The sequence below is a fragment of the Aeromonas sp. 160P genome, assembly GCF_055193095.1.
This window is the reverse complement of the sequence record NZ_JBUXKV010000001.1, coordinates 2,141,788-2,153,271: the sequence shown is the minus strand read 5'-3', so window position 1 is coordinate 2,153,271 and position 11,484 is coordinate 2,141,788. Positions and strand designations below refer to the sequence as shown.

At 58.3% G+C, this 11,484-nt stretch carries 11 protein-coding genes and 1 riboswitch; of the genes, 4 read left to right on the top strand and 7 right to left on the bottom strand.

Annotation, left to right across the window (positions count from 1 at the left end):
• Positions 1-53 precede the first annotated feature (53 nt).
• The 3 genes from ACY8FN_RS10270 to moaA all read right to left on the bottom strand — a co-directional run bounded on the left by ACY8FN_RS10270 (position 54) and on the right by moaA (position 2,115).
• The gene (locus tag ACY8FN_RS10270) at positions 54-308 is read right to left on the bottom strand and encodes a chaperone NapD (RefSeq protein WP_101317032.1); all 255 of its coding nucleotides are present in this window, start codon (positions 306-308) and stop codon (positions 54-56) included.
• 32 nt (positions 309-340) lie between these two features.
• Complete coding sequence (gene napF / locus ACY8FN_RS10265; protein WP_463099951.1) at positions 341-880, bottom strand: ferredoxin-type protein NapF; 540 nt, start codon at positions 878-880, stop codon at positions 341-343.
• Positions 881-1,119: 239 nt separating this feature from the next.
• Complete coding sequence (moaA, locus tag ACY8FN_RS10260; RefSeq protein WP_463099950.1) at positions 1,120-2,115, bottom strand: GTP 3',8-cyclase MoaA; 996 nt, start codon at positions 2,113-2,115, stop codon at positions 1,120-1,122.
• Positions 2,103-2,256: riboswitch (molybdenum cofactor riboswitch) on the bottom strand. It overlaps the preceding gene by 13 nt.
• A gap of 78 nt (positions 2,257-2,334) precedes the next feature.
• Here moaA and narQ point away from each other — a divergent pair.
• From narQ to ACY8FN_RS10245, 3 genes are all read left to right on the top strand, one after another.
• Complete coding sequence (narQ, locus tag ACY8FN_RS10255) at positions 2,335-4,047, top strand: nitrate/nitrite two-component system sensor histidine kinase NarQ (protein WP_463099949.1); 1,713 nt, start codon at positions 2,335-2,337, stop codon at positions 4,045-4,047.
• Entirely contained in the window at positions 4,047-4,685 is a 639-nt protein-coding gene (gene narL / locus ACY8FN_RS10250) for a two-component system response regulator NarL (RefSeq protein WP_005334471.1), read from the top strand. Before narQ ends, narL begins: the two co-directional genes overlap by 1 nt.
• A 103-nt stretch (positions 4,686-4,788) precedes the next feature.
• Positions 4,789-5,364 carry an LON peptidase substrate-binding domain-containing protein gene (locus ACY8FN_RS10245; RefSeq protein WP_042020342.1) on the top strand — a complete coding sequence of 192 codons (576 nt, stop codon included), beginning with the start codon at positions 4,789-4,791 and terminating at the stop codon, positions 5,362-5,364.
• Between the two features lie 237 nt (positions 5,365-5,601).
• Here ACY8FN_RS10245 and ACY8FN_RS10240 read toward each other — a convergent pair whose 3' ends face one another.
• A complete protein-coding gene (locus ACY8FN_RS10240; protein ID WP_463099948.1) occupies positions 5,602-7,698 on the bottom strand; it encodes a hybrid sensor histidine kinase/response regulator in 2,097 nt (698 codons plus the stop codon).
• Between the two features lie 31 nt (positions 7,699-7,729).
• Entirely contained in the window at positions 7,730-8,914 is a 1,185-nt protein-coding gene (locus tag ACY8FN_RS10235; protein ID WP_463099947.1) for an FIST signal transduction protein, read from the bottom strand.
• A 113-nt stretch (positions 8,915-9,027) separates the two neighbouring features.
• Here ACY8FN_RS10235 and ACY8FN_RS10230 point away from each other — a divergent pair, with 113 nt between their 5' ends.
• Positions 9,028-9,942, top strand: coding sequence for a gluconeogenesis factor YvcK family protein (locus tag ACY8FN_RS10230; protein WP_463099946.1), 915 nt, complete (start codon positions 9,028-9,030; stop codon positions 9,940-9,942).
• 39 nt (positions 9,943-9,981) lie between these two features.
• Here the strand turns inward: ACY8FN_RS10230 and ACY8FN_RS10225 are convergent, their stop codons facing one another.
• Complete coding sequence (locus ACY8FN_RS10225) at positions 9,982-10,317, bottom strand: Hpt domain-containing protein (protein WP_098968893.1); 336 nt, start codon at positions 10,315-10,317, stop codon at positions 9,982-9,984.
• Positions 10,318-10,642: 325 nt separating this feature from the next.
• Positions 10,643-11,431 carry a class II glutamine amidotransferase gene (locus tag ACY8FN_RS10220; protein ID WP_139718598.1) on the bottom strand — a complete coding sequence of 263 codons (789 nt, stop codon included), beginning with the start codon at positions 11,429-11,431 and terminating at the stop codon, positions 10,643-10,645.
• Positions 11,432-11,484 lie beyond the last annotated feature (53 nt).

Sequence of the window (11,484 nt, the reverse complement as noted above, 5' to 3'; positions counted from 1 at the left end):
ACGGGCGCCAGCCAACAGCGGCAGAGCGCACGCCCGGCATCCCATCAATCTTTTCAGTGACCGCCGAGTTCATCGAACTGGTGGTAAATCAGGGCGGCAGAGAGCACGCCCGGCATCGCCTGTATCGCATCAATGGCCGCCATGATCGGCCGCTGGCTCGGACCTTCCAGGGTCACCACCAGCTTGCCCTCGTCACTGACGGCGTGGATCTCGGCCCCTTCCAGGGCGCCAATCTGCTCGGCGAGCTGATGGCGCAAGGGGGGCTTGGTCAGCACCACCAGACTCGAGACATGGAACTCCTGATCCATTGTGGCTTCTGTGTCACACGGCTTCTGACTCATTATGACTCCTGCTTGAGGGTGGGCTGGCTGGCACCACCGGATGCGGCTGCTCGCCCGTCGACCTTGATGCTGCCAACCGGACAATCCTGCACGCAGGCGCCGCAGCCGTTACAGCGATCCAACTCGACCGTTGGGGTGGGCACGCGCCCCAGCACCGGAATAAAACGAATGGCATTAGGCTCGCAACTGTCCTGACAGCGCTGGCAGAACACCTGACCATTGGCCAGACAGTTGGCCTCGATATGGGCCTTGTAGTGCCAGGGAGATTCGGTGGTCGGGCGAAACAGCGGCGCCTTGCAGACCGTGACGCACTCGGTGCAGAAGGTGCACTCGCCACGCTGAAAATCGACCACCGGAAAACCGCCCTCGCCAATCACCAGGATCTGCTCCGGACAAGCGGCCAGACAGTCCCCGCAGCGGGTGCAGTCGGCGACAAATGCCGACCAGTTGACTGACCAGGGCAACTGCACCGGCGGTTCGGCGGTTCTCAGCCGCCCCCGAAACAGGCCGCGGCGGGCAAGATCGATCTCATCCGGCATGTTGACTCCTGTTCTGGTGAGAAAGGGTGCAGTTCGAGTCCATGATTGGCATTTTCGATACCAATTATAAGAGTGGGTGTATATTGCGGCCCTGACAAGGTCAGGGATATACCACCTGGGAGATAAACAGAGGGGATTCTTGCGCCAGATCAAAGCCTTGCAGCGCAATAAAAATGGAGGTATCGGTTAAAATACCTCCATGTGAGGATTGCTATTTAATCGTTGGGGATTTTTTGCGGTTATCCGCCGATGGAGGCGAGATGAGGTGTGATGCCGGCATTGCCCTCATGGAGCCGATGGCTAGCACTCTTGCCCGCCAGCGCGGCACGAATACGCTGTTGCAGCGCATCCGACTGCGGATCTGCGCTGAGCAGGTCCCGCAGGTCGACGCCATTGTCACCAAACAGGCACAGATGCAGCTTCCCCAGCGAGGAGACCCGCAGCCGATTGCAATCGGCACAGAAATCCTTGCTGTAGGGCATGATAAGACCGACCCCACCCTGGGATTCCGGGTGCATAAAGACCTGCGCCGGCCCGTCATCCTTGCCCCGCAACTGCTGCACCCAGCCACTTTCCAGCAAGCGCTGTTTGATCTGCTCGCCGCTGACATGGTGGTCGCGAAACAGGGTATCCATCTCGCCGGTCTGCATCAGCTCGATAAAGCGCAGCTCGATGGGCTTGTGCTTGATCCAGCCCAGAAAGGCGTCGAGCTGATAGTCGTTGAGCCCCTTGAGCAGCACCGCATTGATCTTCACCGATTTGAAACCGGCAGCCAGTGCGGCTTCGATCCCCTCCATCACCTCGGCCAGCTTGTTTTCACCGGTGATCTGGTGAAACTGGCGCGGGTCGAGACTGTCGACACTGACATTGAGGGCGTTGAGTCCGGCATCAAACCACTCTTGGGCCCGCTCCTTGAGGCGATAGCCGTTGGTGGTCATGGCGACCTTCTCGATGCCCGGGGTAGTGGCAATCACCTTGACGATCTCGGTGAAATCGCGGCGCAGGGAGGGTTCTCCCCCCGTGATGCGCACCTTGCGAGTGCCCATGGCGGCAAAACCACCCACCACGCGACGGATCTCGTCAACCGAGAGAAACGATTTACGCCCCTCTTTGTGGCCTTCCGGGGGGCGATAGCCGTCGGGCAGGCAGTAGGTGCAACGGAAATTGCACACATCGGTCACTGACAGACGCAAATAGTAAAAACGACGGGAAAAACCATCTTCAAGTGGCAACATAAACACCTTTCCAAATACGGGAGGCCAGGGCATTTCTTTCCTGACCCTTACAGCTCGACCATTAGGTTCAACAATCGGCTGACGGCTGGTTTTCCCCTATCGCAAGGACGTAGGCAAAACAGCTCGGAGTTCATCTAGTTTTTCGATGCTAACACAAGTTGAAGTACACTCCCACGCATCTTGCGGAGTCATTATTACTGTCCAGAGGTGTTCATCAGCATGGGAAAACGGTTCAGAGTCCATTCGGTCAGCGGCGCCATCGGCCGTGCCATGGTGTTGATCCTCTTCATGGCCAGCCTGATCGCGCTGGTCGCGATGGTGACGCTTTTTTACTCGGTCCCCGATGCCAAGGCGATCAACCTCTCCGGCTCACTGCGGATGCAAGCCTACCGGATGGCCTACGAGATCGAGCGAGGTGACAGCGTGTTGGGGCGGCTCGCCCAGTTTGAAGAGACCCTGCACGCCGAAGAGCTGCAGGAGACCCAGCGCTGGATCACGCCCGCCTCGTTGCGCCGCACCTATGGTGAAGTGCTCGGCCAGTGGGCGGTGATGCGCCAGCATATCGAAGAGCGCACCCCAAGACGGTACACAGATAACACCGAGCGGTTTGTGGCGGCCATCGACAATTTCGTCAATCAGATGCAATACCACGTGGAATTCAAGGTACGGATGCTGGCCTTGGCGGAGGGGCTCGGCCTGCTGGCCATCATCACCATCGCCTGGTTTACGGTGCGCTTTACCCGCCAACAGGTAGTCGCCCCCCTCAATCAGCTGGTCTACTGCGCTCGCCAAATCCAGCGCCAGGACTTCGATCTCCAGCTGCCCGCCCACGGTGAAAATGAGCTGGGGGAGCTGTCACGGGCTTTCGTCACCATGGCCGACGAGCTCGGCAAGCTCTATCGGGAGCTGGAGAACAAGGTGGAAGAGAAAACCGCCAAGCTGCAGCAGGCCAATGATACTCTCTCATTTCTCTACTCGACCGCCCAGAAGCTGCACGCGGCCCCGCTCAGCACCCGCACCCTGATCAAGTTGCTGGATCGCGCCGCCGCCCACCAGCACATCGACCATATCCGGCTGACCCGCTTCGAACACAACGCCATGCCGGTCTACATCTCGGGGCGCACCGGCTGGCCCGGCGATCTCGATGCGGTCGCCAACTTCTATCTGCAAATGGATGAGCAGGAGTTTGGCCGGCTCGACATCATCAGCCAGCATCCTATCGACGAGCGGTTGATCAAAAACTTCACCATGCTGCTGGCTCAGGTGCTGCACAAGGATCAGACTCTGCTGCAACAGCAGCGGCTGCTGCTGATGGAGGAGCGGGCGGTGATCGCCCGGGAGCTGCACGACTCGCTGGCGCAGGCCCTCTCTTATCTCAAGATCCAGTCCACCCTGCTCAAGCGCTCCTACGCCAAGGGACAGCAGGAGAAAGCACAGGAAGCGATGCAGCAGATAGACGAAGGACTCAGCAATGCCTATACCCAGCTGCGCGAACTGCTCGGCACCTTCCGCCTCACCATTGGCGATGCCAATCTGGGGGAAGCAATCCGGGTGATGCTCGATCAGCTGCAACCCCAGACCCAGGCAAAAATAAGGTGCCATTACGAACTGGCCGATAGCGATTTGGAAGCGGGCCAGCACATCCATATCCTGCAACTGATCCGCGAGGCCGTCCTCAACGCCATCAAACATGCCAACGCGCAAGTGATTGATGTTAGCTGTGAGACCCTCGCCAGTGGTAACATCAACGTTCAGATTTCAGATGACGGTGTCGGGATCGGACTCGCCAGCTCGGCGATCAACCATTACGGTTTGAGCATCATGAACGAGCGCGCCAGCAAACTGCATGGTCTGCTGACCATCAGCGAGCTACAGCCACAAGGCACCTGCGTGCATCTGACCTTCCCCACCAGTCTAGCGAGAGACGCCTGATGGACGAGATGAAATACACTGTTCTGGTCGTAGATGACCATCCCCTCATGCGCAAAGGGATTGTGCAGTTGCTGGCTCTGGAAGAGAACATGGAGGTGACCGGTGAAGCCTCCAACGGCACAGATGCCGTGGCGCTGGCCAAGGAGTCCGAGCCGGACCTGATCCTGCTCGACCTCAACATGAAGGGACTATCCGGCCTCGATACCCTCAAGGCGCTGCGAGCCGAAGAGATCACCTCCCGGGTGGTGATCCTCACCGTCTCCGATGCCCGTCAGGATGTGGTGGCCCTGCTCAAAGCCGGTGCCGATGGCTACCTGCTCAAGGATACCGAGCCTGATCTGTTGCTGGCCCAGCTGGCAGACGTGATGACCGGCAAGCAGATCCTGAGCGAACCGCTGCGACCCTATCTCGAAAATATCTACGAGCTGGACCACCTGCAGCAGAAGCTGGAAAGCTTAACGCGTCGCGAAATGCAAATCCTGCGCGAAATTGCAAAAGGCCTCTCCAACAAACAGGTCGCCTCGGTGCTCCATATCTCCGAGGGAACGGTCAAGGTTCACGTGAAGAGCCTGCTGAAGAAACTCGAGGCGCAAAGCCGCGTGGAAGCGGCTGTCATGTATCTGGAGCAGCGCAACTAAGCGCCCTCTTCCTCCCGAAAAGCCACCCTCCGGTGGCTTTTTTCATTCTCTGGCACAGTCGCTGCATTGTCATATTCAGCAACTACTCAATGGAGGATGGAACATGAAACTACAACCTTTGGCACTGTTCCCCTTGCCTTCCCACATACTACCGGGCGGCAAGCTTCCACTGCGTCTGTTCGAGCCACGCCACCTGCAGATGCTCAAGGAGTCGTTCATCAACGATCAGGGCTTTGGCATCGTGATGGAAGAGTCGACCACCTCGGGACAATCCGGCCGCATTCTGCCGGTGGGCACCCGGGTCAAGGTGACCGATTTTTACACCCTCAATGATGGCCTGCTGGGGGTGACGGTGCTGGGACTGGAGCGCTTTTGCATCCACGAGATGGAAACAGATGAGATGGGCCTGCGCCGCGCCAAAGTGGAGCTGCTGCCCAACTGGCCGAGCACCCACTCCGATTTCAACGACAAACTGCTGGTCAACCGCCTGCGGGAAGTGTTCGAGCAGTATCCGGAGCTTGATGAGCTCTATCCGGACAAGCGCTTTGAAGATGCCGCCTGGCTCTGCCAGCGCTGGCTAGAGATACTGCCGATGCCGATTTATGAAAAGCAGATGCTGATTGCCAAACAGAACAGCGAAGCGGCCCGCAAATTCCTGCATCGCCTGATTTCGCAATAACAAAACGGCGTTGCAAAATGCAATTATTCCAAAAATGAAAATCACAAATTCGCATTTTGCAACGAGGTAGGAACATAACAAGAGAGAGCCGCTGCGCTACACGGCCAATATGAACACAAAAGAGTCACTAAAAAGTTGGCATGGATTTTTCATATAAACTAATACAACCCGATTTATCCCGTGCTCTCTTCAGTATTTGCTGAAGAACTGGTCAACCCACAAAGTTGACCATTTTTTTTATCCGCGAATTGGCAAGCGCTGGCCAAAGTGACGCTGCAAACACTCTCTCAGCCGTGACAAGGTGATGGGCTTGGCGAGGAAATCATCCATTCCCTGCGCCAAACAGCACGCCTTATCTTCGGCCATCGCATTGGCCGTCAGCGCAACAATGGGCATGGTGCAGCCCAGCTCCCGTAACCGCCTTGTGGCTTCCAGTCCGTCCATCAAAGGCATCCGCATATCCATCAGGATCAGATCCGGTAGCTGTTCATCCACCTGCGCCAGCGCTTCCAGGCCATTGGCAGCCAGACGCACCTTGCTCACCAGTTTTTGCAGCATCAGCGACACCACCAGCTGGTTGACCGGGCTATCCTCCACCACCAGTACATCCAGCGGCATCAGCGCAGCCAGGCCCTCCTCTTGCCTTGGCCGACAATCACAAGGCAGTGCCATCCCTGATAATTCGAACCAGAAACAGCTCCCCTTGCCGGGCTCACTCTCTAACCAAATCCCCCCCCCCATCAGCTCAACCAATCGCTTGCTGATGGCAAGGCCAAGGCCGGTGCCGGAGAAACGGCGGCTGGCGGAATTGTCGACCTGAGAAAAGGGCTCAAACAGCCGAGCCTGATCCGCCTGCGCGATGCCAATCCCGGTATCGGACACCGAAACCCGCAACTTGCCGTCCTGCCAGCCCAGATGCAGGCTCACCTGCCCCTGATCGGTAAATTTGATGGCGTTATCCAGCAGATTGCCCATCACCTGCGACAAACGCATGGGGTCACCCTGCAGGGCTAAAGGTACAGCCTCATCAATGCGGTAAACCAGCGAAATGCCTTTAACGCTGGCGCGGCCCTGCAGTGGCTCGATCAGGGATTGGCAAAGCTGGATTGGCTGCAGGGTCTCGCAGTGAAACGCCAGGGTTTGCGACTCGATTTTCGAAAAATCGAGCACGTCATCGATGATGGTTTGCAGCAATCTGGCCGAATGGGTGGCATGGCGCAGCAGGCTCTGCTGCTCAGGTGCCAACTCGGCATGCAGCACCAGGTCAAGCATCCCCAGCACCGCATTCATGGGGGAGCGGATCTCGTGGGTCATCATGGCCAGAAACTGGGACTTGGCACGGTTGGCTGCTTCGGCCTCATCCCGTGCCCGCGCCAGCTCCTCTTCCCGACGGATCTGGGTGCTGATATCCCGGGCGGTACCGCGATAGCCGGTAAACAGGCCATGGTGGTCAAAACAGGGCTCGGCGCTCACCTCCATCCAGCAGGGGCCATCAAGCAGCGCCACCTGCATCCGCACCCCTCGCACCGGTTTGTGCTGGGCAAGCTGCTGCAAATAATGCTGCGCCTCATCACTTTGCTTGTTGCAGAGATAGTCATAGAGGGTCGGGCGGGTCGCCAGCGGGGTCAGATTATTCAGATAACCGGGCTCGGAGGCATAACTGAGGCGATGTTCGGCATCTGTCTCCCAAAACCAGTCAGAGGCCATGGCGGCGAAACTGCGAAAACGACGCTCGCTGGTCTGCAGCGCCTCGGTTTTCACCGCGACTTGATCCTGCAGACGAGCCCGGTAGGTGATGTTGACCAGCGCCTGGGCGATTAGCGGGCGGCAACGTTCAATGGCAGCCTTGCTGTTGAGATCGAAAGTACCCGCCCGTGAGTGACGGCAGATGAGAGTGGCGGTAAACCCTGGCGCCTGCAGCCCGGTCAGCATCACGCTGGCCCAGCCAGACTCGCTCGCCAGCGGTGCCAGCTCGGGTAACTGGGAGGGGTCATAAATCACCAGGGTTTCACCCGCGATGGCACGGGTAAATGCCGGGGTCATACGCCAGCTACGAGCAAATATCATTGGCTCGGTGCTGAGGTGGGTGCTCCCGAGCTCACCTTCCCAAGCCACCACATCCGCGTGTTCAAAGCCAATAAAGGGTTTGAGCACCTGGATCAAGCTCTCCAGCACCTCTTCCAGAGTTTTGGCATCAGCGAGGGTGGCCACCCCGCCCAGCAAGGTCTGGGATTCTTGCCGATATTTGGCCTCCCGCTCGCGACAGCGCACCAGATCGACCAAGGTGGTCTGCAATTTGTCGCCAAGGGCTTCCAGTTCACTGTTGCCAATCATCTTGTTGCCTGCTCTGTTATGTTCTGCCGACTCAAGGGGTCAGGAAAATCACGCTCGATACCATCAGATTACCGTGGGCCAGCTCGCCATTGGGCAGCCGCCCCTGCTCACCGAAGGTAAAGGGGGTGATAAACGGGATCTTGCCGAGGCGAGCCTGGCTCTGCTCGACAAATTGGCACAACATATCACCTAGCGCCAAACGGCAACCAGCACAAAAAATGATAAGGGCACCGATGGGCTGCAATTCCACATCGACCCCATAACCAGGCTCGACGCGCATGGCATTGAGGCTGCGCTGCAGCAACCCCTCCTGACTGCTGTACATCAGCAGCAGACGCTCCCCTTGCACCACATCAGTAAAGAGCCGCAACCCGCCCTGTTCGGTCACCGCCTCGGGATGGGATAGCTTGTAGTAGGGAATGCCATCCAACGCCCCCACCTGACGGGCCAGCGGGGTGAGCGTGGTCTCCCGCAAAATCGCCCCTACCGACCAGGGCTGCTCCCGCCCGCACCAGCGGGCATAGACCTCGGCGGCAGGCTGGTGATCGATGGTGAGCACCTCGCGCCCCTCGCAAGCGGTGATTTCGCCGCTAAACTCGGCTGGCACATAACCGGAGTGAAACTGAAAAGCCAGCTGGCAATCCGGATAGAGTACCGCCAACGCTATGCCATCCTGACTCACCGCATCATCCCAGCAGAGCTGCCAGTCACCACTGACACTGTTGTCTGCCGCCGAGCCGCCCACCACAGGTACAGATGCACCTAGCTCTGCTTCGATACCAGCCAGCAACCCCTCTTCCTGACCGGGACTGGCGTGAAACAGGACTAACTGAGGCAGCTCGCCCGGCCGACCGCAATCGTTCATGGCGCGGCGCAGCAACTGGCGCGCATCCACCGTTGCACCGCTGGCACCGGCCACCCCGAACGCACCTTTTTCATCGTAGAGGGCCGCCACCGCCACCCCAAATCCCTCTCTGGCGTGATGTCCCATCTCGGTCATCACTCCGCCGCAGGAGCTGCATCCCAGCAGGCGGGTGGTAGGGAACTGGCGTTTGAGTGCTTCGCGCAGTATCGCCCCGTCATGGGCTTGGGTAAAATAGAGTAGCAGCAGGGAGGGGGCCTGATTGGCATGGTGGCGCAGCTGCGCGCAGAGATCTTGGGCCGCCAGCGATGAATTCTGGGCGAGGGAGTGAACGGTCAGAAATTTCAACACCATCTCCTTGTTTTATCGAATGGCGGTCTCAAGCAAAAATCATACCTTTATCAAACAATTATCTCGCTTCACTTGCTAACATAGCTGTCAACTGAGCCCAATTACAGGACGCCCATATGTGGCAAAAAAACATCAATGACTTCGAACGGGTCGTTGCCATCGGTGGTGGCCACGGCATGGGCCGAGTGCTTTCGTCCCTTTCGTTTCTCGGTCAACGACTCACCGGCATCGTCACCACCACTGATGATGGTGGCTCGACCGGACGGCTGCGTAAGAGTCAGGAGTGCATCGCCTGGGGCGATCTGCGCAACTGCCTGAACCAGCTGGTGACCGATCCCAGTATCGGCAGCCTGTTGTTCGAATACCGCTTCGCCGGCAAAGGCGAGCTGGCGGGCCACAACCTTGGCAACCTGATGCTGCTGGCGCTCGATAATCTCTGTGTCCGTCCTCTTGATGCTATCAAGCTGATCAGTGACATGCTCAAAATCGAGTCACAATTGCTACCCATGTCTGAATTTCCCACCGATCTTTGCGCCCATATGGAGTGTGGCACCCAGATCCTGGGAGAGGTCTCCATCGATCAACTGGCGACGCCGCCCCTCTCCCTCGGCCTGATGCCGGAGGTGCAAGCGACCCGGGAAGCGGTGCTGGCACTGCAACAGGCGGACATGATCATTCTGGGGCCAGGCAGTTTTCTCACCTCCATCATGCCGCCACTGCTACTGGCCGAGATCGCCCAGGCCATCAACGAGAGCAACGCCATGCTGGTCTTCGTCTGCAATCTGGTGGCGGAGAATGGCCCGGCCAGCCAGCTGGATCTGATGAGTCAGTGTCGCTGGCTGGAGTCTCGGGTCGGTCATGGGCGGCTGGATGCCATCTTGGCCCCTCAGGGCGCGGGTGATGCAGGAGCCTGGCAAGGGCGGTTGATCGAGGCCGAGCTGGGTGAACTTGAGCTGCCCCATCGGCACGATCGGTTGAAGCTGAAACTGGCGCTGGACCGGATCATCCAGCAGCTGCTCAACCAGCGTTAAGCAACGGCCACGGCGCCCGGGCATCCCTGCATGGCGCCGCTACTGATAATCGGCAAGAAACGCGAGCACCTGGGGCAAGGAGACTTCCAGCAGTTGCAACTGGCGCTCGGCCTCGGCCACATCCGCCTGCTTGCTGGCCATCTCCAGTGCCATCACCTGCTGGTAGCTCGGCATAGCGCCGTAGCTGCCACAGGATGATTTCATGCTGTGGGCCACTCGGGCCAGCGCCTCCCACTCTCCCTGCTCATAGAGGGGTCTGAGCTGACTCAACTGCTCGCCCACCTCTTCGATAAACACAGCAATAACCACCGGCAACATCTCTTGGCCTATATCATCGGCCAGCTGCTGCAACACCTTGCGATCCACCCACTCCATGTCAGGCCCCTCCAAAAAGGTATTCAAACAGACCATACTATAGATAGTTTTCGAACCCGTCACTCACCACCCGGTCACTCATCAGTGTCACTTTCAGGTCGCCAATTGGGTGACGCGGGGGATCAAACAGCAATAAATGTGATCCGCCTCGAAAGAGTGACACTGAACGCCTTATGTAAACAACAAGTTAATTGCCGATAATTAACACATGAGTAACAATCGTTGACGTCAGCGTGCTGCTGCTCAGCAACACCTCTCATCCCTTTTGCCATTTATGGCTGCTGCGAAGAACCAGGGTAGGTATCTACCCTGGTATTTTTTTATCTCACTCAGAGACGACCTGATTGGTCGCCACCCGCTCCCCCATGCGAAACAAATTAAACTCGCCGGGGGCCATCCTGACCCAGTTCTCATTACCGGTCAGCGGACGAGTGGTGATCAGGGTCACCACATCGTTGGGCGTGGTCTCACTTTGAAAGTCGATCACCACCTCTTCATCCAGCAAGCTCGCCTCGCCAAAGGGCGCGCAGCGGGTCAGCCAGTGCAGGTTGTTGCTGCAGTAGCTCATCACATACTCCCCGTCCGAGAGCAGCATGTTGAACACCCCGAAGGCTCTCAGCTCGTCACACAGGGTGGCAAGATAGCGAAACATGGCGGGAAAGTTGGCAGGACGCTTGGGGTATTTTTGCTCCAGCCGATCGAGCAGCCAGCAGAAGGCGTGTTCGCTGTCGGTATCCCCCACCGGACGGTGGCGGCCGGTTGGCAGCTTCTTATAGCCGGTCAGCTGACCGTTGTGGGCGAAGGTCCAGTAACGGCCCCACAGCTCACGGGTAAAGGGGTGGGTATTTTCCAGTGACACGCAGCCACGGTTGGCCTGCCGAATGTGGCTGACCACGGCGCAGCTCTTGATGGGCAGCGCCTGTACCAGTCTGGCGATGGGAGATTGGGCGCTGGGCTCGGGATCCTTGAAGGTGCGAAAGCCCTTCCCCTCGTAGAAGGTGATCCCCCAGCCATCCTTGTGGGGCCCTGTCTTGCCGCCGCGCAGCATCAACCCGGTAAAGCTGAAGCAGATATCGGTCGGCACATTGGCACTCATGCCGAGCAGTTCGCACATATCTGGCAGACTCCTTTCATGATTTGGCTGGTGTCATGTCCGACCCCCAGCCG